19 protein-coding genes and 2 pseudogenes are annotated in these 25,462 nt (G+C 57.3%); 10 read left to right on the top strand and 11 right to left on the bottom strand.

What is annotated here, in order from left to right:
* Window positions 1–50 precede the first annotated feature (50 nt).
* Window positions 51–1,457 (bottom strand): Trk family potassium uptake protein, encoded by a 1,407-nt coding sequence (locus tag J4G14_04200; GenBank protein MCE2456996.1) that lies wholly within the window; start codon window positions 1,455–1,457, stop codon window positions 51–53.
* 402 nt (window positions 1,458–1,859) lie between these two features.
* On the opposite strand from J4G14_04200, the gene J4G14_04195 reads away from it, so the two are divergent.
* The 3 genes and pseudogenes from J4G14_04195 (at window position 1,860) to J4G14_04185 (ending at window position 5,590) form a co-directional block, all read left to right on the top strand.
* Entirely contained in the window at window positions 1,860–3,683 is a 1,824-nt protein-coding gene (locus J4G14_04195) for a hypothetical protein (GenBank protein MCE2456995.1), read from the top strand.
* Between the two features lie 129 nt (window positions 3,684–3,812).
* Window positions 3,813–4,705: pseudogene (locus tag J4G14_04190) on the top strand (ABC transporter permease).
* Between the two features lie 110 nt (window positions 4,706–4,815).
* Window positions 4,816–5,590, top strand: a pseudogene (locus J4G14_04185) (ABC transporter permease).
* Between the two features lie 7 nt (window positions 5,591–5,597).
* On the opposite strand, the gene J4G14_04180 reads toward J4G14_04185, so the two are convergent.
* The 9 genes from J4G14_04180 to J4G14_04140 form a co-directional block, all read right to left on the bottom strand.
* Window positions 5,598–6,920, bottom strand: a complete 1,323-nt coding sequence (locus tag J4G14_04180) for a PD40 domain-containing protein (protein MCE2456994.1) — start codon at window positions 6,918–6,920, stop codon at window positions 5,598–5,600.
* Window positions 6,917–7,771 carry a carboxylating nicotinate-nucleotide diphosphorylase gene (gene nadC, locus J4G14_04175; GenBank protein MCE2456993.1) on the bottom strand — a complete coding sequence of 285 codons (855 nt, stop codon included), beginning with the start codon at window positions 7,769–7,771 and terminating at the stop codon, window positions 6,917–6,919. The genes J4G14_04180 and nadC overlap by 4 nt, the downstream gene beginning before the upstream one ends.
* Window positions 7,772–7,860: 89 nt before the next feature.
* The gene (gene nadA, locus J4G14_04170; protein MCE2456992.1) at window positions 7,861–9,072 is read right to left on the bottom strand and encodes a quinolinate synthase NadA; all 1,212 of its coding nucleotides are present in this window, start codon (window positions 9,070–9,072) and stop codon (window positions 7,861–7,863) included.
* A gap of 61 nt (window positions 9,073–9,133) precedes the next feature.
* Window positions 9,134–10,402: a tRNA (N6-isopentenyl adenosine(37)-C2)-methylthiotransferase MiaB gene (gene miaB, locus J4G14_04165; GenBank protein ID MCE2456991.1), complete on the bottom strand. Its 1,269-nt coding sequence runs from the start codon at window positions 10,400–10,402 to the stop codon at window positions 9,134–9,136.
* A 383-nt stretch (window positions 10,403–10,785) separates the two neighbouring features.
* Window positions 10,786–11,253: a molybdenum cofactor biosynthesis protein MoaE gene (locus tag J4G14_04160; GenBank protein ID MCE2456990.1), complete on the bottom strand. Its 468-nt coding sequence runs from the start codon at window positions 11,251–11,253 to the stop codon at window positions 10,786–10,788.
* Window positions 11,254–11,499 carry a molybdopterin converting factor subunit 1 gene (gene moaD / locus J4G14_04155; GenBank protein MCE2456989.1) on the bottom strand — a complete coding sequence of 82 codons (246 nt, stop codon included), beginning with the start codon at window positions 11,497–11,499 and terminating at the stop codon, window positions 11,254–11,256.
* A gap of 17 nt (window positions 11,500–11,516) precedes the next feature.
* Complete coding sequence (locus J4G14_04150; protein ID MCE2456988.1) at window positions 11,517–12,263, bottom strand: SDR family oxidoreductase; 747 nt, start codon at window positions 12,261–12,263, stop codon at window positions 11,517–11,519.
* Window positions 12,264–12,347: 84 nt separating this feature from the next.
* Entirely contained in the window at window positions 12,348–13,562 is a 1,215-nt protein-coding gene (locus tag J4G14_04145) for a CoA transferase (GenBank protein MCE2456987.1), read from the bottom strand.
* Window positions 13,563–13,631: 69 nt separating this feature from the next.
* A complete protein-coding gene (locus J4G14_04140; GenBank protein MCE2456986.1) occupies window positions 13,632–14,396 on the bottom strand; it encodes an enoyl-CoA hydratase/isomerase family protein in 765 nt (254 codons plus the stop codon).
* Window positions 14,397–14,715: 319 nt separating this feature from the next.
* On the opposite strand from J4G14_04140, the gene acsA reads away from it, so the two are divergent.
* The 3 genes from acsA (at window position 14,716) to J4G14_04125 (ending at window position 18,659) form a co-directional block, all read left to right on the top strand.
* Window positions 14,716–16,473: an acetate--CoA ligase gene (gene acsA, locus J4G14_04135; protein MCE2456985.1), complete on the top strand. Its 1,758-nt coding sequence runs from the start codon at window positions 14,716–14,718 to the stop codon at window positions 16,471–16,473.
* A gap of 47 nt (window positions 16,474–16,520) precedes the next feature.
* Complete coding sequence (locus tag J4G14_04130) at window positions 16,521–17,756, top strand: LLM class flavin-dependent oxidoreductase (GenBank protein ID MCE2456984.1); 1,236 nt, start codon at window positions 16,521–16,523, stop codon at window positions 17,754–17,756.
* 111 nt (window positions 17,757–17,867) lie between these two features.
* Entirely contained in the window at window positions 17,868–18,659 is a 792-nt protein-coding gene (locus J4G14_04125) for an alpha/beta hydrolase (GenBank protein ID MCE2456983.1), read from the top strand.
* Between the two features lie 11 nt (window positions 18,660–18,670).
* On the opposite strand, the gene J4G14_04120 is transcribed toward J4G14_04125, so the two are convergent.
* Complete coding sequence (locus J4G14_04120; protein ID MCE2456982.1) at window positions 18,671–20,419, bottom strand: CocE/NonD family hydrolase; 1,749 nt, start codon at window positions 20,417–20,419, stop codon at window positions 18,671–18,673.
* Between the two features lie 206 nt (window positions 20,420–20,625).
* Between J4G14_04120 and J4G14_04115 the strand changes: the two genes are divergently transcribed.
* From J4G14_04115 to J4G14_04100, 4 genes are all read left to right on the top strand, one after another.
* Window positions 20,626–21,957 (top strand): amidohydrolase, encoded by a 1,332-nt coding sequence (locus J4G14_04115; GenBank protein ID MCE2456981.1) that lies wholly within the window; start codon window positions 20,626–20,628, stop codon window positions 21,955–21,957.
* 18 nt (window positions 21,958–21,975) lie between these two features.
* A complete protein-coding gene (locus J4G14_04110) occupies window positions 21,976–23,319 on the top strand; it encodes an amidohydrolase (protein ID MCE2456980.1) in 1,344 nt (447 codons plus the stop codon).
* Between the two features lie 247 nt (window positions 23,320–23,566).
* Window positions 23,567–24,559, top strand: a complete 993-nt coding sequence (locus J4G14_04105; protein ID MCE2456979.1) for a MoxR family ATPase — start codon at window positions 23,567–23,569, stop codon at window positions 24,557–24,559.
* A gap of 9 nt (window positions 24,560–24,568) precedes the next feature.
* Window positions 24,569–25,456 carry a DUF58 domain-containing protein gene (locus J4G14_04100; protein ID MCE2456978.1) on the top strand — a complete coding sequence of 296 codons (888 nt, stop codon included), beginning with the start codon at window positions 24,569–24,571 and terminating at the stop codon, window positions 25,454–25,456.
* Window positions 25,457–25,462: the final 6 nt, after the last annotated feature.

The following is a 25,462-nucleotide window of genomic DNA, read 5'->3' as shown; positions in this document are numbered from 1 at the left end:
CTCCCCTCATCCGCACTGGCATCGAGTCATTAGTTGGACACCACAAGTGGTCAACCTATTGTAACCCGTTCCTGGACGAACCGATAGTTGTCAATCGACGACCCCTGGGCCATTGCTATGCCGATTGTAAACGGGCCGAGCCGGCCAACGAACATCGCAATAACCAGAATGAGTTGACCCCACTGCGTTATCAGTGGAGTGATGCCGGTGCTGAGTCCAACGGTCCCAAAGGCAGATACACTTTCAAAGAAGAGGTCCAGGAAGTCCATCCCGCCGTCCGTGATGCTCAAAGCGACGATCACGCTGAATACGATCGCAGTAGAGATCGCACCCAGGACGAGCGCGCTTCTGACCTGCTCGAATGGGATCTCACGCCCGAAAATTGCGGCGTGGGTACGTCCTCGTATGGTTGAAAGAACCGCCACAAGGATAATGGCAAGGGTATTGACCTTTATCCCTCCCGCTACTGACGCGGATGCCCCCCCGACAAACATCAGGCCAGTCATCATGAAGTTGGTCTCGTCTTCAGTCTCGCTGTAATCGAGTGTTGTAAACCCAGCAGTCCGTCCACTGACCGACTCAAATACTGACGTTGTGAGTTTCTGAGAAACGGGCATGGGACCGAGCGTCTGCGGATTCTGATACTCGAACACCATGAATGTGCCGATGCCTATGAGGATGGTCGCGAAGGTCAAGATAAGGACCAATTTTGTGGTCAGTCCAAACATCCTGAATCGACGGTGGGTAACGGAGTCTATTACCACACCAAAGCCAATAGCTCCCAGGAAGATCATCCCGGCGGTGACACCTATAACGGTCCCGTCGTTCTGAAAAGTCGCCATGCCTCCTTCTTCAGTGAGGAATATGAAACCCGCGTTGTTGAATGCCGAGATCGAATGCAGAAGCGCCATCAGCAGCGCACGGTCGGGTGTATATATGAACCAGAACCTAACTGCGAGGATCGCGAAAGCAAGGAACTGGGCACCGACGGCAAAGACAACGATTCCCACCGTCAGGCGAATCAAACCGCCCGTGCCGGTGCCGAGCAGGTCTCCTCCGAAGCTCTCCCTCAGCAGCATACGCTGCGGCAGGGTAACTCGCTGACCAATGGCTATCAGCGCAAAGGTAGCCAGTGACATGAAGCCCAAACCGCCAACGAAAATGAGCGCGGCGATGACTAACTGACCGCCCAGTGTCCAGTACTGAGAGGTCTCCTGGACCACAAGCCCTGTAACAGTCACCGCCGAGGTGGCCGTGAAGAGTGCATCCATGAACGGTGTGAACCCACCACCCTGTTGGGTAAACGGCATGGAGAGCAGTACAGTACCGCCGATGATCAGTCCGATGAATACGTAGATGACGATCATCGGAGAGGCGAGTGCTTTGTGCTGGACCTTGCGGGTGTCTACAACAACCGTAACCGGGCTCAGCTCGACTCGCCTTGGATGTCTGACCACGCGGTCACCGGGTTTAGGGGACCATGAGGGACGCACTATGCACGTTTCCGGGCTTGGGGAGGTGTGTGTAAGGTGTGCATCCACCATCGATCAATTGGGTGGATTGCAGCGGCGCTAGAAGTGCACGACATCAATTTCGATTCTAGGCTTGGAGTTGTGGAAAGTCAACGATCTGCCGAGGCGCGCCCGTCCTACTTTCGATGCACAGGGTTGGCAGCCAATATGAAGTGCAAGTTATGGAGGCAATGCAGTGAGGTTAACGGCCATCTAGTGGCTGATTAACGGTCTGTTGACGCCCGATTGAATCGAACATATACTCAACTTCGACGTGCAGATAGAGGTTACGAATCGATACTAATGTATCAAGATTCACACGCGACTAGAGATGTCAGAGGAGCACATATGAGAATTCCAAGACGCCCACAGCATGTCTTCGGATGGTTGGCGGCGGCTCTGCTGTCAGTGTTAGTACTTGTACTAATGGCCTGTGCCAGCGCCGATGAGCCATCGGCGCCTCAACAGCCTGCCGCTCCGGCACCTGCGGCACCTGCGGCCGCTCCGGAGCAAGGTTCGGGAGCGGCGCCACAGGCACCTCAACAACCTGCTGCCCCTCAGCCGGCGGCGGCGGCAGTCGAGGCTCCTTCGATTCCCGAAGCTGCCCCAATCGGAGCGCCACAGACGACAAGGCCCAGGCGTGCACCGGTCATGGCAATGGATGAAGCTATGATCCAGAAGGGTGGAACCCTCCAGTGGGTGCCACAGGCGAGTTTGAGAACGCTCGATCCAGTCTGGACCACAGCCGCTATGACTCACAACACTGCCCGACAGATGTACGATGCTGTGTTTGCATGGGACTCAGTGCTGCAGAGTCAGCCTCAGATGATCGACGAGTGGTCCATGACCGACGACGCTAAGTCGTACACCTTTAAGATCCGGGATGGCATGACCTTCCATGACGGAGACGATGTCACAACAGACGATCTGCTGGCGTCCATTGCACGGTATGAAGAGAGACAGCCGATTGGCATCAGTATCCGCCAGTTGGGAGAGCCGTCGTACCAGAAGGTCGACGACCTCACATTCCAGATGGACATGGGCAAGACCTTCGGGCTTGTGCCATTCTTCTGGGGCACTTGGGGAACCGTCTATGCATTCAAGGAAGAGGTCGCCAACGAGACACTTCCAGACGTTGCGATCGAGGCGGAGCGAACCATAGGGTCCGGGACGTTCAAATTCGTAAGCTGGGAGCCTGGTAACCGTCTGGTCATGGAACGCTTCGAAGATTACATACCCAGATCGGATTCCAAGGACGGAGCAGCCGGGAGCAAGGAGGCCTTCCTCGACCAGATCGTGATGTCCGAGGTGCCCGACCAGGCTACACGTGTGGCCGCACTTCTCACCCAGCAGGCCGATTTCTCAGAAGGCATCGCCGGTGACCTGCTTCCCACATTGGAGGACAGCCCAACCGTTACTGTTGACACCATCAGCCCATGGGCAGCTCCATGGCTGGTGTTCAATCACCTGCACCCACCCTTCAACGACCAGCGGGCAAGGCTCGCAGTGCAGGCCGTCGTGGACAGAGCGGAATACATGAGGGCCGGATATGGCCCTGAGTTCCTTTGGGAAACCTGCCCCGCGCTGTTCATGTGTGGAGGTCCACTCGCCAGCGAAGCTGGGAGCGAAGTCTACTATTCCGAGCCAAACGTTGAACTTGGAAAGCAGCTGTGGGACGAATATGTCGCAGATACGGGATTCAGCGATCCTGTAATCGTACTTGCGGCAACTGACTACCCTGACTTCTTCGCCTCAGGCCTGATAACCAAGCGCAACCTGGAATCGATAGGCGCCCAGGTGGAAATGCCCTCGATGGACTGGGCGGCAGTGGTCGCACGCCGCGCCGAAAAGTCGCTGCCCGCGGATGGCGGCTGGAACGTCTTCCACACATGGGGTGGGACATTCGACCCGGTAACCGCGGTAGGACTGAGCGGCAACTGGTTCGGTTGGCCTCAGAACGAGAAGATTCAGGGGCTAATCGAGGAGTTTCCTCTCGCCAGCACTCTCGAGGACCAGCTGAGAATCGCCGACGCGATCCAGCAGGAAAACTACGAGAATCCAAACTACCTGACGATGGGACAGTTCAACTTCCTGGTAGCCAGGCAAAATTACGTAAAGGGTTACGAGCCGCACAGACTGCTCCACTTCTGGGGTGTCTGGCTCGACAGATAGGTAAGGTCGCGAGCGCCCTTGGTATTGGATAAGCCGGGGTGAATAGCGTAACGTAGGGGCCGGACTGCAAAACGTCCGGCCCCTGATTACCCGCCCAGGAACCCAGTCAAGGGAACCTTACATGCTTCAATATTTCCAGTTGTGTTGCTCGTGGCGATTATTACGTTCTCCCTTGTCCACATCGCCCCTGGAGACCCCGCAGCGGTTATTGCGGGAGACTTCGGGAATCCTGAGGACATTCAGCGGGTTAGAAAGCAGCTTGGACTGGACAAGCCCATCCATGAACAGCTCTGGATCTGGATGTCGCACGTTGCAAGAGGAGACCTGGGCAGTTCCATCTTCTCCAGGTATCCAGTCACCGAGCTAATCGCCCAGCGTCTCCAGCCGACGATTGTACTCGCCCTGGCGGCAGAGATTCTGGCAGTGCTGATCGCCGTTCCCCTCGGCGTGATAGCTGCGTGGAAGGCAAACACCCTCATTTGTTCGCTGTTCTGGGGTTTTCGATCCCGGTCTTTTGGTTGGCGTACAACCTGATCTTCCTATTTGCGGTGAGGTTGGAGTGGCTTCCCGCCGTGGGCTATGAACCGATATCGAACGGCATAGTCCCGTGGCTAAAGTCGATCACGCTGCCCACCATCGCAATTGCAGTCATCTTCGCTGCGCTGATCGCTCGCATGACCCGAACCACCATGCTGGAAATACTGCGCGAGGACTATATCAGGACAGCGAGGGCCAAGGGTCTGGGCGACCGCATGGTGCTTCTACGACATGCTTTGAAGAACGCCTCCGTTCCAGTTGTGACGGTAATTGGACTTGGGCTAGCCGGACTGATTGGAGGACTGGTAGTCACTGAGACTGTATTTGCAATTCCCGGCCTGGGCAGGCTGATCGTCGAGGCGGTTCTGCGTCGCGACTACCCGGTGATACAGGGAGTCATGATGCTGGTGACGCTGGCATACGTGTTCGTCAATCTGATCGTCGACATCAGCTACGCCTACCTGGATCCGAGGATACGTTACTAGTGGCAGGCCGAAACACAGTCAGCGACACTCTGGTCGTTACGGCGGCTCAGCCTAGTCGCTGGCATCGTGCCCTAGTTGGCGCAAGACGAGCGCTCATCAAGAATCCGAACATGCTGTTCGGCCTGATTCTGCTACTGATCATGTCGGCGATGGCGATCTTTTCGGGACTGATTACGGATGTTGACCCGAGGCACATCGACACCATCGAGAGGCTCAAGAGTCCTTCGAGCCAATACTATTTCGGGACCGACCATCTGGGCAGAGACATCTTCGCCCGAGTGGTGTATGGCAGCAGGCTATCGATCATCGTAGGTATAGCCGTAGCGATCATCACTGGGCCTGATCTCGGGATACTATCGAGCGTTGGACGCCATCATCATGCGTCTCATGGACGGGTTGATGGCAATCCCGTCGTTCCTGCTGGCGATTGCGCTGGTGGCCATGCTTGGCGCGAGCCTTCAGAACGTGATCATTGCGCTGTCAGTGGTGGAAACTCCCCGGGTGGTGCGCGTCGTCAGGTCGTCTGTGCTGACCCTCAGAGAGCGGGTCTACGTGGAGGCGGCAGAGGCTATCGGTGCCAAGGGCATACGCATAATGGCCCGCCACATCTTCCCCAACACGGTCCCGCCCCTGATTGTGCAGGGGACTTACATATTTGCGTTGGCGATCCTGGTCGAGGCGGGATTGAGCTTCCTAGGCGCTGGTACTCCGCCAGATATCCCGAGTTGGGGTAACATCATGGGGGAGGCGCGCCTTTACGTCCGAGTCGCCGAGTGGATTATGTTCTTCCCGGGACTCTTTCTTTCACTGACAGTGCTGGCTATCAACCTGATTGGTGACGGACTCAGGGACACCCTGGACCCAACGCTCGCCCGCCGGATGTAGGGAACGCCTAGACCGGCGACCAGAATGCCAGCACACCGTCTGCGACCTCGTCTACAGTGATAACCGGTCCGGTGTCGACAATGAAGACTTTGCTGCCTCGCCTGTCCGACTGCCCCATGAATCCAGCAGAAGAGGCGCTGAGACTCAGACGACCCGAGAAGATCAGGTACCTGCTGTTGGGAGACCAGAGCATATGCGAGTAGGCATACTGGTCAAAGAACTGGAACATCGTTAGCTGGTCCCTCGATGGCGTGAAGTCAGCCAGCCGTTCTGCCGACCCGGTATCCACGTCGAGTAGCGTCCATCTCAGCTCTCCGCCGGTTCCCGCGATCGTGACAATTGCGATCTTGCTCCCGTCTGGAGACCAGAAATAGGCCAGCACGTTTTCGTTGACCAGAGCCTTCTGCTCGAATGTCACCGAGTCCAGCAGTCTGAATTGACGATACACGAGGATAGGGGTGTTGCCGTATCGTACGGGCCTGACGTCGTCGGCTACGGCCAGATGCGACCCGTCCGGGGACCACAGGAAGGCCGATGCTGGACCGACGTCCAGCACAGGCTGCGGCAGTACAAGGCCTGCATCGGTAATGGAGGCTGAGTAGAGGCCGTAGCCTGTTCGGCCAATCGGACTCGACAGAGCAAGCTCGCTTATGTTCGGCCTCCACGCCGGCACACGATATGAGTCTGACTCCAGTCTGACCCTCTGCATGGCCATGGAACCACTAAAGCTCACCAGGAAGTGGTCGACGGACCGGTGTACTGCGAGCTTGGAGGAGTCAGTAGACCAGGACATCCACAACGGACCGCTGTCGAGGAGAAACGCGGGGCCATCCTTTGAGTTGACTTCATCGATGAAGAGTGACAGGCCCTGGCGTTCGGTGACGGCAACGAAAGCCAGCTTGCTGCTGTCAGGTGACCACAGAGGATAGTGAACGACACCATCCGCCAGTAGACCAGCGTAGCCAGGCTCGCCCTGATGTATCGGACGCGTCTCGCCGTCCTCCCAGCCATACCCGAAGAGCGTTACGACCGGCTCATCATCACCATTTCTGACAATGCCAGAGTAGGCGACGGTCTTGCCGTCAGGAGACCAGGTCGGCCAGGTGAACAGGCCATCTCCCATTGAAACCGGCTGTTCGTCTGAACCGTCAGGGCGGTAGGAGCGAATCTGTGCGTCTGGGCCAACGACTGCAATCCGATTGATCGAATACAGTGGAGGCCAGCTCTGTTCAGTCTCTCCGAGACCACCCGCCCGTCCGACTACGGCAATTGCAGCCAATATGCCTACAAGAAGAACTATCCAGACATATCGTCTGAAGGCATCACTCAATTGTCGATTACCATGTCGAGGCTTATGTTTAGCGCGGGGGCAGAGTGTGTAAGAGCACCAACTGAGATTATGTCCACGCCGGTTCCGGCAACTTCCCTCACCGTCTCGAAGGTGATTCCTCCCGATGCCTCAAGCAAAGCCCTACCATCGGTGATACTGACAGCGGTCTCCATCTGTTCGGGTCCCATGTTGTCCAGGAGTACCAGGTCTGCTCCTGCTTTAAGTACCTCTTCGAGTTGCTCCAGGGTCTCGACCTCTATTTCCACCTTTATCATGTGGCTGGCGCGAGCGTGAGCGCGCTTGACGACATCCCCGATGCCAATCCCCTGCAGTGCCATCGCCTCGATGTGGTTGTCCTTGATTAGAATACCGTCTCCAAGGTTATACCGGTGGTTTCTACCACCTCCCATCTCTACGGCGTGCTTCTCGAGTTTCCGCAGTCCTGGCGTAGTCTTGCGTGTGTCTACTATCTGCGCTCGGAATCCCTGAACAGCATCCACGTACCGGCGTGTCATTGTGGCGACACCGCTCAGATGCTGGAGGAAATTAACGGCCGTGCGCTCAGCCTTGAGAATGGAGGCCATGCTGCCACTGACGGACGCAAGTTGTTCACCGGCGATTACAGAAGAGCCGTCTTTAACGAGCGGCTCAGCATCCAGCGTTTGGTCGAATTGCGTGAACACCTCAACAGCAACATCAATGCCCGCTATAACACCGTCTTCGCGGCTGACGAGAGTGGCGCTACCATTCAGGCCCGGTTCGATGAGAGCATCTGTTGTGGGGTCGCCCTGGCCGACATCCTCGGCAAGTGCAGCGTCAATTAAATCCCTGATGTCTCGAGATACCAGCATTGCTGTCTTCCATGAAATGAAACGGCCCATTCCACGACTGAGCGGGAATGGGCCGGCGTTACTTTGAGTACAGTTACCAGGATGATCGGCTAGGTTACGGCGAGCATTCGGTCGAGTGCAACTCTAGCCTCTTCAGCGACTTCATCGGCGACTTTTATCCTGTTCACTACGACTCCCTCGTTCAGTCCGTCCAGCACCCACGATACGTAGGCTGGATGGATCCTGTACATGGTGGAGCAGGGGCAGATTACCGAGTCCAGACAAAAGACAGTCTTGTCAGGGTTCTGAGCAGCCAGCCTGTTTACGAGGCTGATCTCTGTACCAACCGCCCACACTGAACCTGATGGAGAATCTGCAATCATTGACTTGATGTACTCGGTCGAACCGTTATAGTCTGCCGCCTCAACTACCTCCATCGTGCACTCGGGGTGAACTAGCACGTTCACGTCAGGGTACTTCTCCCTCGCCGTTTCAATCTGGTCGACAGTGAAACGAGTGTGTACGGAGCAATGACCCTGCCAGAGGATCACCTTGGCATTCGCGAGCTGCTCTTCGGTGTTCCCGCCAAACTCCTTGAATGGGTTCCACACGACCATGTCGTCAAGATCGATGCCCATCTTGAGTCCGGTATTTCGGCCAAGGTGCTGGTCAGGAAGGAATAGGACGCGGCTTCCTCGCTCAAACGCCCACTCGAACGTTGCTGGCGCGTTGGAGGACGTGCAGACTATTCCGTCGTTGTGGCCGCATAGCGCCTTAATGTCGGCGGTGGAGTTCATGTATGTGATGGGTACTACGCCGCCACGGTCTCCAACCACGTCGGTGAGGTCGTCCCAGCAGTCCAGAACGTCATCGATCTGGGCCATGTCTGCCATGGAGCAGCCAGCAGTGAGATTAGGGAGGATGACCCTCTGACTGGACCCACTGAGAATGTCAGCGGTCTCAGCCATAAAGTGGACACCGCAGAAGACGATGAACTCGGCATCCTCCTGGGACGCTGCGAACTGTGAGAGCTTGAAGGAGTCTCCCTGGAAGTCGGCAAACTTGATGACTTCGTCTCTCTGGTAGTGATGGCCCAGAACTACGAGTCTGCTTCCGAGCTTCACACGGGCCTCGTTGATGTTGGCGTCAAGCTCTTCTGGAGATGTCCTCATGTACTCGATTGGCAGCTTCTGCCATCGGACCCCTACGGAGAATTCGTCCTCGAGAGTCCGGGATGAAAGCTCGTCATCTGTAGTACAGAACGCAGACTGCTCGATTTCAGTGATTGGGATGGTCGGTGTCTTCAGTTCGGCTATTGCCATGACGCTTCAACCCTATCTGGACTTCAACCGGTTCCTTTTAATTCAACCCGCGTCAGTGATCTTACAGAGCACCCTGGAGCGACCAGGGGCTCGTGCGCTCTATGTTTACGTCCACCATCTGACCCTTCAGGTCATCAGGACTGTCAAAGAAGACCAGCTTGTCGTTCCGATTGCGGCCGAACCACCTGCCCTTGCGTCGACCCTCAACCAGTACCTGCTGAGTCGTATCCATCAGTCGTGCGTTGATTCCGGCTGATACGGACTCCTGAATTTCTTCGATGACCTTGAGCCGGCGATGCTTTTCGGCTTCGGGAACATCGTCCTGCATGAGTCTCGCTGAGATCGTGCCCGGTCTGGTCGAGTATGCAGCCGCGTGGACCTTGTCGAATCCGATGTCACGGACGAGTTCCGCTGTGCGCTCGAACTGCCCCTCAGTTTCGCCACAGAAGCCAACTATCAGATCGGTGGCCAGCGATACGTTTGGTATCCGTTCCCGAATGCGCTCAATCTTGTCTCGGTATTCAGCATTTGTATACCCACGGCGCATGTCGGCCAGCACCTGGTCGTCGCCGGCCTGGAACGGGAGATTTACATGTTCGCAGACCTTGTCCAAGTTGGCGATTGCATCGATGATGCTGTCGCTCATGTCATTAGGATGCGACGTCAGAAACCTGACACGCTCAATCCCCTCGACATCGTTGACCGCCGCAAGGAGGTCACCCAAATCGATCGAACCAGGCAGATCGTGGCCGTAAGAGTCGACGTTCTGGCCCAGCAGCGTAACTTCCTTTACGCCTCTCTTAACGAGGTGCACAGACTCATTCACGATTTCTTCGACCGTCCGGCTGACTTCCCTGCCCCGCCGGTACGGGATGATGCAGAACGAGCAGAATTTGTCGCAACCATGTATCACTGGGATGAAGGTGGCAACGTCAGGTGTCGCCGTAAGCGGTCCAACACAACCTTCTGGATCAATACCCAGCCTGTCTCCCAAAAGCTCGATGAGCGGATCGTACTGCTGAGGCTGCATGAATACGTCGACATACGGGAACCGCTCGGTAAGCTGATCCTTGCGAGGGCCGACCATGCAGCCCATTAGAGCCAGGACCTTGTCCGGGTCTCGCTGCTTGACCGGCTTGAGGTGTGTGAGCATCCCAACCACTCGGTCTTCAGCACTCTCACGAACCACGCAACTATTGAGAACGATTACGTCGGAATCACGGGCGGACTCTCCTGGCGAGAGACCCATCTGGTCAAGGGCGCTCTCAAGCCGCTCGGAGTCCGCTTTGTTCATCTGGCAGCCAACTGTCCAGACGTAGTAGCTTTGCATTATTGATTTAGCTCTCGTTTGATTTCGGGTAACAAGCTATGCGGATTGCGATGGTGAGTAGGGGTCGGAGGAATAACATCCCGTGGTTAACGAGGTGTATACCGTTTGGCTTAAATGGTGTGCTCTATGCCGGTAACTACTCAGGTCTGCGACCCAAGATGGCCGAATGTGCGATCCCTCCGTGTTTGGACTGCACTATACCAGAGAATACACCGCTCATCAAGGAATCCGATTGTGAAATTCGTTACTATTCAACTCAGTGATTACGTGAATCGTATTCATCGTCGTATGGGGTGGCGGATTTCGCCAGTAAGGAATTTCTCAGAGAGTGAACACGGTGGAAATAGATAAATTTTTCACAAATTCGCGTAATCTCAGTGGATTCAACACTCAACGGCAACTTCATGTGCACCAAGGGGATTGAAGTCCTCCTGGCTTCCGACCCATACCTCTCCCCCTACGAAGAACTCCTTCTTCCAGATAGGGACAATCTGCTTAATACGGTCGATACTGAAGTGACACGCCTCGAACGCGGCCTGCCGGTGTGCCGACGATACTGCGACCACCAGGCTGGCTTCCCCAATCTCCAACCTGCCAAGCCTGTGATGGATCGCCACCCCGGTGAGTTCCCACTGGTCCAGCATCTCGTCCGCCACCCTCTGGAGCTGCTCGTCGGCCATGGGTCGATAGGCTTCGTACTCAAGCCGCAGGACCCTGCGATCGCCCGTGTGATCGCGTGTAGTTCCCACGAAAGTCGCAATTGCTCCTGCGCCAGGGTGTTGTACAAGCTCGGCCACCCTACCCACGTCCAGTGGCTCGTGGGTGATGTGGATCGGTGAGGTAGAGTTCATTTATGAGCCTCCACTGACGGGTGGGATGAGCGCGACTTCATCCCCGTCGTCCAGTATATAGTCAGGCTCCCGGTACTCGTTGTTGACCGCCGCGACTATGCGTTCAGGGTCTGGCAACCCCGGAAACTGGGCGCAGACCTGAGCTACAAGCTCCGAAATGGTCGATCCGGCGGCCAGCGCTATCCGGGCCGTGGCTGTGCCAGCGATCTCGCGGTAGCTAGCGAGGAAGACAACCGTTACCAGCATTAAGACGGCTCCTATGGCTACGCAATGAGTACGCCGCCATTTACGTGGATACTCTGACCCGTAATGTATGCGGCGCCCTCGGATGAGAGGAACGCGACAGTGTGTGCGATCTCTTCGGGCATTCCAAGACGTCCCACAGGAATGTCGGCATTCGGAGCTGGAGTCGACTGACCCTCGACCCGGGAGGTGTCGAATGCCCCAGGGACAATGTGGTTGACAAGTATGCCGTGCTGCGCGAGTTCTGCGGCGAGCGCTCTCGTCATGCCCAGCGCTCCCATCTTGCCCGCGCAGACGTGCGCCCACTCGGCACGACCCTTGAAGGCGTTGAGTCCGGAAACATTGATAATCCGACCCCAGCCACGATCAATCATCCCTGGCACAACGGCCTGACACGCGAAGAACGGTCCGTCCATGTTGACACCGTTCACCTCGCGCCAGTCTTCCACAGTCATCTCTGTAAAAGGCTTTGAGGCACGCATCCCTGCGTTATTGACGAGAATGTCGACCCGCCCGAATTCAGCTATCGCCTCTCCGACCATCCTGTAGACGGCACCCTGGTCCGCAACGTCGGCGGTCGTGGCAATTGCCCGTACTCCGAGTTCGCGGGCCTCCGCTGCAACGGCCTCAGCCTCCTCGCTGTTGGCACGCGCATTAGTTACGACGTTTGCACCCTGGCGCGCCAATTCCAGCACGGTTGCGCGGCCTATGTTGCGCCCAGAGCCGGTTACGAGGGCCACTCTACCCTGGAGATTGCCTGTTACCACTACCAACCTCCAGAGTTAACGAGAACTATACCGACCACGTTTGCTCGGTGTTTGATTGAATGCTGTCCAACCATTGAATTACGGCTAATCAGCCGCAGCGGCTACACGTTCTGCCGACTTGACGACTGCCGAATCGTGCAGTGACTGGATCCTCGAGTCGTCGTAGCCAAGCACATCACTGAGGATCTCTGTGGTGTGCTCACCAACCATCGGGGTAGTACCGACAACCATCGGAGTCCGGCTGAACTTGACCGATTTTCCGGTTACCCACATCGTGCCTGCGACGGGGTCGGGCACCTCCATCATGACCTCACGTTCCGTGAGATGCGGGTCCCTCGCCGCCTGAGCAGTCGTGTTGACTGGGGAGCACGGAACGCCGTGCGCCGCGAGGTGGTCGGCTGTAGGCTGCATTTCCTTGTCGGCGAACCACTCGCTCAGACCCTCTTCGAGAGCGTCGGCATTCTGCGTGCGAAGCTCGCGTGTCGTGAAGCGTTCGTCCTCCAGCCAATCGGGACGTTCCACGGCCTCGCAGAGGCGGGTCCACATATTCTCGTTAGTGGCTGCGATGATCATCCAGCCGTCAGCTGTCTTGTAGGTCCCTCCGGTACCGCGTCCGTTGCCCTCGCGCGGCTGCTCGTAGCCGTCGCCGAGGTAGGCGGATATGGGAATCTCGTTGACGGTGTAGCCTGTGTCGGCCAGACACACTTCCAGTTCCTGTCCCATGCCAGAGATCTCACGTTCACGCAGGGCTGCCAGCGCGCCTATCGTCGCATGAAGCGAAGTTATCCTGTCGATCAGCGGGAAGAAGGTGCGTATCGGTGGGTCGTCCGGGAAGCCTGTCAGCGACATCAGGCCGCCCATTGCCTGCCCGATTGGATCGAAGCCCACGCGCTCCTTGTACGGACCGTACTGGCCGTAGGCCGATACGTTAATCATGATTATCTTTGGGTTCAACTCTTTTAGAGTCTCATAACCGAATCCCATGATGTCGATGGTGCCCGGCCTGAAGTTCTGTAAGAAGAAGTCCGACTCCTTGACTAGGTCTCTAAGGACTTCTTTGCCCTCATCCGTCCTAAGATTGATTGCGAGGCTCTTCTTGCCCGAGTTGTACTGAACCCAGTATGCGCTCTGGCCCCGAACTCGCGGTCCGTTTCGACGGCTTTCGTCTCCGCCGACCGATTCGACCTTGATGACCTCGGCGCCCATTCGCGCGAACATCAGCGCGCAACGGGGTCCAGCCTGGTATCGTCCGAGATCGAGTAGCCTGAGTCCTTCGAGGGGAGTCTGGAGTTCGGTCATGATGTCATTCTCTTTCTGCCGGTGGTCGGCGCTCGATGCCCTATTCCCTGTACAGAGCGGACCGTGCGTTTAGATTCTTCCCTTCCTGTCAAGGAAGGGCTTGAAGCCTTCGAGGACTGGCGTTGGCGCCAACGTGGTGGCCTGTGCATCCAACTCGCTGTCGTAGTGATTTCGCCACCCCTCGCCGATGTCATCGATGAGAAGTTGCTTGACGCCCTGTACCATTCGAGGATCGTTGTCGGCGATGAGACCGGCCAGTTCCATGGCCTTGTCCATTAGCTGTTCAGCCGGGACCAGGTGGTTAAGCAGGCCGATTCGATGGGCTTCCTCTGCCTCGACCACTCGCGCGGTGAATAGCAGTTCCTTGGCAATGGGCCAACCTACTTGCTGGGGAAGGCTCCATGTGGAGTTCACCCTGCCGTACTGCACCGCAAGGAAGCGGAATCTGGTGCGTTCGCAGCCGACACGGATGTCGAAGCTGGAGGCGAGCACGGCTCCCCCTCCAAAGGCCAGGCCGTTCAGAGCACCGATAGTTGGCTTGCTGGCGGCCGCTATGTGCCAGGAATACTCGGGGCGTCTGGGATCAGGAGGCGGTGGAGTTTCCATCGTCGCCTGCTCGGCCATCTCATGGATGTCTGCCCCCGCTGAGAAGGCGCGCTCGCCGGCACCAGTGAAGATGATGGCATGAATGCCGTCATCTTCTTCCAATTGAGTCACTGCTGCGTCAATCTCGCTGAACAACTTCCGGTTCATCGCGTTCAGGACTTCAGGCCGGTTCAGCTTTATGATGCCAATACGGTCCTGTACATCAAGCAATAGGTGTTCGTAGCTCACTCGAATCTCCATTCATATGGCGCAATACGGCGCGTAGGTGGCGCCATTATATGAACGGCCTTCGAGACGGTCAAGAAATCGCTCGCAGTCGACTACTTCTCTTGGAAACAGCCAATCTTCCACACTCTCTTCAAGGTACGGGGCTCGCTGGCCCCAATCAGCCAGTCGAACGTGATTTGTGTATAATGGGCCCGAATTTCACACTTGGGTTATTCCGGATTCCGGCGTCCGCTTTGAATGGCCGGAACGCCACCGATTCCGGAGTCACAGCCATGACACGGTCTGAACGTGTCTTGATCACAGAACCGGAGGAAGTGACATGACCACTGGGGATTCATTCGAGACGATTGGCAAACCACCTGTCAGCGACTTCGACGTCGCCCCGAACCTGGACCGTGAAAACGTCACAGAGTTCGACTGGCAGCAGATGTACTCCGAGCTTGACTGGCTGCCAGGAGGTGGGCTGAACAAGGCTCACGAAGCAATCGATCGTCACGCCAACGGCAGAAAGCGCGACAAACTCGCGATGATCTGGGAAGGCAAGAACGGCGAGCGTGAGGACTACACGTTCGGCGACATGAAGCGTGAGACCGACAAATTCGCCAATGTTCTGAAGAGCCTCGGCATCCAGACCGGCGATCGTGTGTTTACTTTCATGGACCGCCTTCCCGAGCAGTTCATTTCCGTGTTCGGGATCCTGAAGGCCGGAGGCATCGCTGGCCCCCTGTTCTCGGCATTCGGACCTGACCCCGTGAAGGACAGGCTCCAGGACTCAGGGGCTAAGGTACTGATCACCCAGCCCGACCTGCGGCGGCGAATCGCGCATATTATTCCGGAGTTGTTCGACCTCCAGCACATAATCATTGTGAACAAGGACGGCCGCGATCCAGCGCCCATTGACTCTCAGGACCTCGACTATTACGAGGAGATGGGTAAGGCGTCAGCGGACTTCACAACTGTGAACACGTCCCAGTATGACTTCTCGATCATGCACTACACGTCCGGCACGACGGGCAAGCCGAAGGGCGCGGTGCATCGCCACCAGGCCGTCGTCCAGCAATACGCAACCGGAAAGTGGGCGCTGGACCTGCATGAAGACGACATCTACTGGTGCACTGCCGACCCAGGGTGGGTCACCGGAACGTCGTATGGAATGCTTGCGCCATGGACAAATGGTGTCACGCAATTGATCTACGAAGGCGGCTTCCGGGCAAGCGCGTGGTACGAACAGATCCAGAAGCACAAGGTTACGGTCTGGTATACCGCCCCAACCGCGATCAGGATGCTGATGAAGGCAGGCGACGAGATCCCCAAGCGGTACGATCTCTCTACTCTGCGCTTCACTGCCAGCGTCGGCGAGCCCCTGAACCCTGAAGCAGTCGTTTGGGGCAAGGAAGCGATCGGTCACGCCTTCCATGACAACTGGTGGCAGACTGAGACCGGCGCGATCATGTGCGCCAACTACGCCTCCATGCCCATCAAGCCTGGCTCGATGGGCAGGCCGATCCCAGGCGTGCAGCTTGGCATCGTGGACGAGAACTTCGATCCTGTACCTACCGGTGAGGACGGCAATCTGGTCGTCAGACCCGGATGGCCCTCCATGTTCCACCAGTACTGGCAGAACCTGGAGATGTACAATTCCAGGTTCAAGAAGGGCTGGTACATCACGGGCGACACGGCGCGGGTGGATGAAGATGGGTACTTCTGGTTTGTTGGCCGCGCCGATGATGTCATCAACACGGCCGGACACCTTGTCGGTCCGTTCGAGGTCGAGAGCGCTCTCATAGAGCATGAGGCGGTCGCTGAGGCCGGAGTGATTGGCAAACCCGACCCGATCGCGATGGAGGTCGTCAAGGCCTTCGTGTCGCTGAAGGACGGCTACGAGGAGACTCCTCAGCTTCGCCGAGAGATTATGCAGTTCGCAAGGTCAAAGCTATCCGCGGCAGTCGCGCCTCGTGAGATCGACTTCATACCGGGCCTTCCGAAGACTCGTTCTGGAAAGATCATGCGCCGACTCCTGAAAGCCCGTGAACTTGGGCTCCCTGAAGGCGACACCAGTACGCTCGAAGAAGACTAATCACCTGACCCACCGAGCGCTCGTACACACGTCGGAAAGGACAACTCATGAAACTCTGCTGGTTCCACCTTATGCCGTACCGGTATCTCCCTGAGGACTTCGAGGAGAAGTACAGGAGCGTGTGGGTAGATGTGCCCAGCCACCTGTTCGATCCGGTAAAGGCCAACGAGCTCTATAACGAGTATCTCGATGAGCTTGAGTTCGCCGACCAGGTGGGGTTCGACGGCATCTGCGTCAACGAGCACCACAACAACGCCTACGGAATCATGCCGTCGCCGAATATCACGGCAGCCACGCTTACCCGGCGCACCAAGAACGCTGCAATCGTCGTCCTTGGCAACAGCCTCGCTTTGTACAACCCGCCCCTGAGGGTGGCGGAGGAGTTCGCGATGCTGGACTGCATCAGTGGCGGCAGGCTGGTGGCTGGATTCCCTGTCGGCACCTCGATGGACACCAACTACGCCTATGGCGAACCTCCGGCAACTTTGCGCGAGAAGTACTACGAGGCGCACGACCTGGTCATGAAGGCCTGGACGGAGCCGGAGCCGTTTGCGTTCAATGGCAAGCACAACCAGGTGAGGTACGCCAACATATGGCCCAGGCCGCTCCAGCAGCCCCATCCGCCGGTCTGGATACCTGGCGGTGGGTCCGTTGAAACGTGGGAGTGGACCGCGCGCATGGACTACGTCTACTGCTACCTGAGCTACTTCGGGTACAAGCGCGGCATCCAGGTCATGGACGGCTTCTGGAAGGAGATGGAGTCCCTGGGTGTGGACGACAATCCGTACAGGGCCGGATTCCTTCAACTGGTCTGTGTCGCCGAGACCGACGAGAAGGCCAAGGAACTCTACGCAGAGCACGTCGACTACTTCTACAAGAAGTGTCTCCATGTGTACGAGGGATTCGCGGAGGCTCCCGGCTACCGCACGATTCGGACGATAAAGTCCGGTGCAGTACAGCAGGTCGGCGCCGCTGCGAGCAGATATAGACAGCGCCTGACGTGGGAAGACTACGTGGAACAGGGCTACGTCATAGCAGGCAGCCCCCAGACAGTTGTTGAGCAACTGCGCAAGGCCATAGAAGGGCTACGCGTGGGCCACCTGATGACGCTTCTTCAGATCGGTTCCATGCCGCGCGACCTGACCATGATGAACACAGAGCTGTTTGCGACCGAGGTCAAGCCATACATCGAAGACATGTGGGACGAGTACGAAGACCGCTGGTGGCCACAGCCGGTCGCCGAGCCCGACAGGGCCTCACCAGCCCCAGTAGCCGGCGACTAGACTCGTAGGTTCGTAAACGGGCCGTCAGCCCGAGTCGCCAAAAGACAGCATGAGAGGCGAGCGCAGACTCGCCTCTCTCTACGAAAGCAGCAGACCGCATAGGAAATCAAAATGACGACAACCGCAGACAAGCTAACTGTAGAAGTTGGGCCAATAACGACCAAGTACGAAGTTCGAGGCTCAGGTCCGCCGATTCTCTACCTGCATGGCGCGTTCGGCTACTCGGAATGGCCTGGGTTCCTGAATGGTTTGACGGACAGCTTTACAGTCTACGCGCCGACCCATCCTGGGTTCGAGGGCGATAGCGACATCGACCACATTCATAATCTCCTGGAGCTCACGCTGTATCATGCCGACCTGATCGAGGCCCTTGGATTGGAGTCTCCCCACGTCGTCGGCCACTACTCCGGCGCGATGGTCGCCGCAGAAATGGCTGCCCTCCGAGCTGCCGATTTGGGCAAGCTGGTACTGGCCGCGCCGGCCGGATTCTGGCAGGACAACAACCCGGGTCGAGACTACAACACCACCCCAGCTTTCGACATCCGGCAGGCCCTGTTCGCCGATCCTGATTCCGACGCCGCTCTAAGCATGTACCCAGTGCCAAAGGACGATGAAGAGCTTGGATGGCAGGTCATCAACAGGAACCAGTCGCTCAGCACGGTCGGCAAATTCCTATGGCCAATACCTGACAAGGGGTTAGTACGACGCATCCACAGGATCAATCGTCCGACACTCGTCATCGTGGGAGACAACGACCAGATCGTGCCATCGTCTTATGCAGAGATTCTCACATCCCGCATATCTGAATCACGATCGCACACAATCGCCAATGCCGGGCACATGATGACCCATGAGCACCCCGAAGAATTCGCCAGGGTTGCTCTTGAGTTCCTTTCCGAATAGGACTTAGCTCGCTATCTCGGAACTACTGGCAGCGTAATATGGGACGGGTGCTCAGACGTGTGATACACGGTCTGTAGCGCCGGCACAAAAGTTACCTCTGCCCCTATCTCACCGCCAGTGTTGGTGTTTCGGTCGAATCTCGCGAAGTTCGAGCTAGATATTTCCACCCTGATCTGGTGGCCCTTCTTGAACAGGTTGGCCGTCGCCCAGAGGTCGATCGTGTACTCATATATCACGCCTGGCCTGATCGGCGAGGCTGGCTCCCGAACGTTCCTGTAGCGAGCCCTGATGATTCCGTCAGTAAGGTTACGAGCATATCCAGAGGGCTCTACGTCTACCAGCTTCGCAGTAAAGTCCGTGTCGGATGCGTTGGTTGAGGCGTACAACGTCACTGTGACAGGACCGGTAACTTCGACGTCTTCACCCAAAGGTGGTGTCGAGTACACGAGAACGTCCTGACGGCCCTCGACCCAGCGCTGGTCGAATGCGCCGTTGGCCTGGAATGCCGGGTCGCAGCACAGACCGCCGCCAACGGTAGGTACTGGCGTCAGCGGATTGTAGACATAGACATCTGGGGCTTCGTCACCTGGCTCTTCGGTGCTGAGGGCGCCGTCGCCATTGAGTGAGTTAGCCTCGCCCCGGCTGTGCAGGAAGAACTTGGTCTCTTCTGCTCGGGCCAGCGGCCACTCATCCTCGTATCGCCAGACGTTCTCACCCATGACAAAGATCCTGACTGGCTTGTCATCGGTGAAGCCGTTGTCTTCTCCCAGTAGAACGTAGTCGTAGTACCTGAGAATCTCACCCATCAGGTCGATGGCCGGCGCGGCGGCCCGAGTGCCGAAGTTATACTCACCTGACACTGATAGTGGCGAGCCTCCGTGAATCCAGGGCCCGATCGTCAGGCGCTGGCCGTTCCTGGCCAGGTCCGTCGCGCCCAGTTCCCGCATCCTCTCGTAGTTCTTGATGGTGCCGCCGAGGAAAATGTCATACCAACCACCGAAGTTGAAGGCCGGTATACCTATGTCGGCGTGCGACTCCTCGATGGAGACCTGTTTCCAGTAGTCGTCATACTCGGGGTGAGCAAGCCAGTCGTAGTAGTAGGGGGCGAGCCCTCCCTGTAGGTCCGGCAGGTCTTTCATCGGCAGGTGTTGGTACAGCCTGTTCAGGTCGTCCTTGGCGGCAATGAGACTGTTGGCGTCATCATCTCCAAGGTGCAATCTATTAGACAGATGGACCCAGTTGGCCGATGCGAGCGCACCTATGGCCCAGGAGAGGTTGAACCCTAATTCGAACGCACCACCCTGCCACGCCCAACCCTCATGGTAATCAGAAGCCGTAACACCTGGTGCGATTCCGGCCAGTGACGGAGCTCCGGACTTGGCAGCCAGCCACTGCGTCGCGCCAACATAGGAGACTCCAAACATGCCCACCTTGCCGCTGCTCCACGGCTGTGACGCCACCCATTCAACAGAGTCGTAGCCGTCATTGATCTCGTTGAAGAATGTGTAGAACTCGCCTTCAGATGAGTATCGACCGCGTACGTCCTGGACAACCACGCCGTATCCATAACTCGCAGCCCTGATTGCGTCCAGCGTTCCAGTCCGGTTGGACGGTGCCGTCTTGTCATAGGGAGTCCGCTGGAGCAGGGCTGGGACCTTACCCTCAACTTGCGGCCTGAACACGTCTGCGTAGGTGGTAACACCGTCCCTTAGCAATATCGGTACGTTGTAGTCGAAAGTTACCGAGTATGGTCCTGCCATGAGAAGCCTCCGCCCAGTCGCGACTTTGAATTCGATATGAAGTATCTACTCGGCGTGAATGTAGCACAGAGAGGCTAAGTGGGCAACGACACTGTTCCAACATTTCTCTCTGCCAAAGTGGGGCCTTTCCTCTGTCGTTTGGGGATGGCAAGCCACACCTTGCCTATCGTGCTAAAATCGCGCCAGTTTGAGTTTGGAGTTCGAATATGAGGACAGTCGATGAGATTAAGTCGATTGCGCTCGCCGAGATAGACCGGCGAGGAGACGAGTTAATCGGGATCACGAAGACGATTCTTGATAACCCAGAGCCAGGGTTCCGGGAGTTCAAGACGGCAAAGACCGTCGCCGAGGCGTTCCAACGACTGGAGATTCCTTACAAGGACGGCATTGGAATTACAGGGCTGCGGGGCGACCTTCATGGGGGGACGGACGGACCTACAGTGGCGGTCATGGGCGAGCTTGACTCGCTGAAGGTGCTAGGACATCCGCACGCAGACCCGGACACTTCGGCCGCCCATGCCTGCGGCCACCACTGCCAGATTGGAATGATGCTGGGAGTCGCGGCAGGACTACTTGCAGAGGGCGTGCTCGACTCCCTAACGGGTCACGTTGCACTGATGGCAGTTCCGGCTGAGGAGTACATCGAAGTCGAGTACCGGGACGACCTTAGACGTGAGGGCAAGCTCGAGTTCATCGGCGGAAAGCCCGAATTCATAAGACTTGGAGAGCTGGACGACGTGGACCTGGCGATGATGACCCACACGTCGAGCACAGACTCCGACAGCGGCACGATCGCGTTCGGTGGGACCAACAACGGAATGGTCGCCAAGAGAATTCGATTCCTGGGAAGAGCTTCCCACGCCGGCGGCGCTCCACATCTGGGAGTCAACGCCCTTAATGCGGCAATGATTGCCATGAGCGCAATTCACGCACAGAGGGAGACCTACCAGGATCCGGATACGGTTCGTATTCATCCGATTGTCACTCAGGGCGGTGTCGCAGTGAGCTCAGTGCCTGCCGACGTTCGCATGGAGACCTACGTCCGGGGAGCGCGAACGGAGGCCTTCCTCGACGCCTCCACTAAAGTTGACCGAGCGCTGCGCGCCGGGGCCATGGCTGTCGGAGGCTCAGTAGAGATAACTACACTGCCGGGATATCTTCCAATTCAGTCCGATGAGTCGATGCTTGAACTGTACGGCGCCAATGCCAGAACTCTCGTTGGAAGTGAAAGCGTCAGAAGGCTGGGGCACCGGACCGGCTCCACCGACATGGGTGACGTGTCACAGCTGATGCCGGTCATACATCCGTATGTCAACGCTGCGACGGGGAGCGGTCACGGCAACGACTACGTCGTGCAGGACTACGAACTGGGAGTGCTGACAGGGGCAAAAGCGATGACGATGACGGTCATAGACCTACTCACCCACGGAGCTGAGAACGCGCGAAGGATCGCAGGCGATTGCCGGCCGCCGTTGACTAAGCAAAGTTACCTAGAATTGATGCGCTCGATGGTGAAAGAGGGCACCCATACCGAGTAGACCACACGGAGGGCCAACATGCCCAATATAGATGATCTCAAGGCTAGCGCCCAGGCCGCTATCGACGATCGCGCCGAATGGCTGATGGATACCGCCCGGACGATACTCGACAATCCAGAACCTGGCTTCACCGAGTACAAGACCTCGCGTTTCGTGAGCGAGAAACTTAGCGAGCTTGGAATAAGCCACCAGTCTGGCATCGCGATAACGGGACTGAAGGGCATTGTGCAAGGCGGCAGGCCAGGGCCAACGGTCGCCGTAATTGGCGAACTCGACTCGCTACGAGTACTCGACCACCCCCACGTTGATCCCGACACAGGCGCAGCCCACGCATGTGGACATCACTGCCAGACTCCTATGATGCTGGGAGCTGCCGTAGGCCTGTTGGTGCCGGAAGTCCTCGAGTCGCTTGCTGGCAACATCGCCTTCATAGCAGTCCCAGCCGAGGAGTTTATCGACGTCGAGTTCCGCTGGGGACTGCACAAGGAAGGCCAATTAGGGTTGATGGCGGGCAAGCAGGAATTCATCAGGCTTGGCGCGTTCGATGACATCGACATGGCGATGATGGTGCATACTGCGTCTACTTCACAGGAGTCCACCAAGTTCTCAGTTGGCGGCACTTCCAACGGGCACGTGGTCAAGTACGTTCGCTTTATTGGGAAAGCCGCCCACGCCGGCAGTTCTCCTCACATGGGAGTGAACGCGCTGCAGGCGGCGATGGTCGCTCTGAATGCCCTCAACACCCAGCGAGAGACGCTTCGGAATGAGAACAACGTCAGGCTCCACGGCGTACTGACGAGGGGCGGGGCAGCGGTAAACTCGGTACCGGCAGACGTGCGATACGAGGGTCGAGTCCGGGGAAGGACCGCCGAGGCTATAGAAGACGCAAACGACAAGATGGACAGGTGCCTCCGCGCCGGCGCACTTACCATGGGAGGCAGTGTGGAGATCGTCACGATCCCCGGCTACCTTCCCATGAAGAACAATGACCCAATGACGGAGCTGTTCAAGCGCAACGCCGTGGAGATTGTCGGCGAAAACGAGGTGGCTGAGCATCCCGCAGACCGCAACCGCGGCGGCTCAACCGACATGGGCGACCTGAGCCAGCTGATGCCTGTGATTCATCCCTACACAACCGCCGCCCACGGAGCCGGACACAGCATCGACTACGTTGTCGACGACTATGTCCAGGCGGTGGTGAATCCCGCTAAGGCGATGGCAATGTCGGTCATCGACCTGCTCTACGACGACGCACAGGTAGCCAAGCATGTCGTTGATACGAGCCAGCCGACCATGACAACCCAACAGTATCTCGCCTTCCAGAATGCCCGATTGACTGAGGAGCTCTATGTCGGGGAATAATGCGGGTCCTGCCGTGGCACACTCGGTGTCTCTTGGAGGCTCGCCATTGAGTTTAGGGCGGCAATCCACGCCTGGACGTGTTTCCGTATAATTTATTGGGAGCGACACATTTTGCCACGTGGCAACAGCCCTTCCATGGAACACACCGAGTGTGGTGGAGCTGAGAATTCGCAAGTCGCCTCCGATTCTTGCATACATCTTTACTGGGTCGCGCAGTTGACGACTCTCAACAACACCGGAGCAACAGATGAATCTGGCTAGCATCAGAGACTTGAACGAGCAAGTTCAGGAGGAGTCCGCATTTCTCAACAACCTGATTGAAGAGATAAGAAAAGTGGTGGTCGGCCAGGATACGCTTGTCGAACGCGTGCTGATCGGTCTACTGGCCGACGGCCATATCCTGCTCGAAGGCGTTCCAGGTCTGGCAAAGACGCTTCTGGTTAACACAGTCTCCCAGGCTATCAACTCGCAGTTTTCGAGGCTGCAATTCACGCCCGATCTTCTGCCGGCCGATCTGATCGGTACCCAGATTTACAACCCAAGGACATCCGAATTCACGGTCCACAAGGGCCCGATCTTCGCTAACCTGGTCTTGGCCGACGAAATCAACCGCGCCCCCGCAAAAGTTCAGAGCGCGCTCCTGGAGGCCATGCAGGAGCGCCAGGTCACCATTGGCGACACGTCCTTTCCACTCGAATCGCTGTTCCTGGTCCTTGCAACTCAGAACCCGATTGAGCAGGAAGGCACCTATCCCCTGCCGGAGGCGCAGGTTGACAGGTTCATGCTGAAGGTGATCGTCGACTATCCCATCAGGTCAGAGGAAAGACTGATCATCGATAGGATGACCGGGGCTGATCTACCGGACATCGACCCGGTAGTCCTGCCCGAGCAGATTTTCAAGGCACGGGAAACGATCCGCTCCGTCTATGTCGATGAGAAGATCAAAGAGTATGTCCTGGACCTGGTAATGGCTACCCGTGATCCCAGCCAGGACGGCCTCAGGTATCTCAGGCCCTTGATCGCTTACGGAGCGTCGCCCAGGGCCAGCATCTACCTCGTAACCGCCGCCAGGGCACGTGCATTCCTCCAGGGACGAGGATACGTTTCACCTGAAGACATCAAACACATTGCCCCGGACGTGCTGAGGCACAGAGTAATCCCGACGTACGAAGCTGAGGCAGAGTCGATCTCATCGGCGAATATCGTCGACGACATACTGGACCTCGTCCGGGTACCCTGAGACACGCCGTTGCTCTCTCCTGACCTGATGGAACAGATCCGTCGGATTGAGATTACGGCCAAACACCTGGTCGTCGACGTGTTCGCGGGCGAGTACCAGTCGGTTTTCAAAGGGCGTGGGATGGAGTTCGAGGAAGTACGCCCTTACTTCCCGGGTGACGACGTGAGGCGCATCGACTGGAACGTCACAGCTCGTATGGCTTCACCGTTCATTCGCCACTACCAGGAAGAGCGGGAGCTTACAGTTATGCTGCTTGCCGATGCGAGCGGCTCTTCGGAGTTTGGCACGACCGGAGGATTCAAGCGCGAACTTGCGGCTGAGCTGGCAGCCGTGCTGTCTTTCGCTGCTACTACGAACAATGACCGGATCGGTCTGATGGTCTTCACTGACCAGTTGGAGCTTGTCGTCCCTCCCCGGAAGGGTCGCAGACACGTTCTGAGGATGGTCCGCGACCTGCTCGTTTTCCAGCCGGAGGGCACTGGGACCGACATCGGCATGGCGCTCAACTCGATGAACCTCATGCAGAAACAGCGATGCATTGTGTTTCTGATCTCTGACTTCATTGCCCCACTGGAGTCGTATCGCCGCGCGCTTGCAGCAACTTCCAGGAGGCACGACGTAGTTGCCATCGATCTTCACGATCCTGTTGAATGGGAGATACCCCAGATCGGAATCATCGCACTGGAAGATGCCGAAACTGGAGAGTTGGTGTGGGTTGATACGGACGATGAAGACTGGCGCAGCTCCTACGAAGAGCAGGTACGTGCGGACGAAGAGGCCAAGATCCAGATGATGAGATCTCTTGCGATTGATCGAATTGGTTTGGTCAACGGGCAGGAGTACGTCAGCGGGCTGAATGACTTCTTCAAACGCAGGGAGAAGCGGCTGGCAAGATGATCGGCT

The sequence above is a fragment of the Dehalococcoidia bacterium genome, from assembly GCA_021295915.1.
Classification (GTDB): Bacteria; Chloroflexota; Dehalococcoidia; order Lucifugimonadales; family UBA1123; genus VXRN01.
Note: the sequence above shows the minus strand (reverse complement) of the source record. Positions and strands in the feature narration are given on the sequence as shown.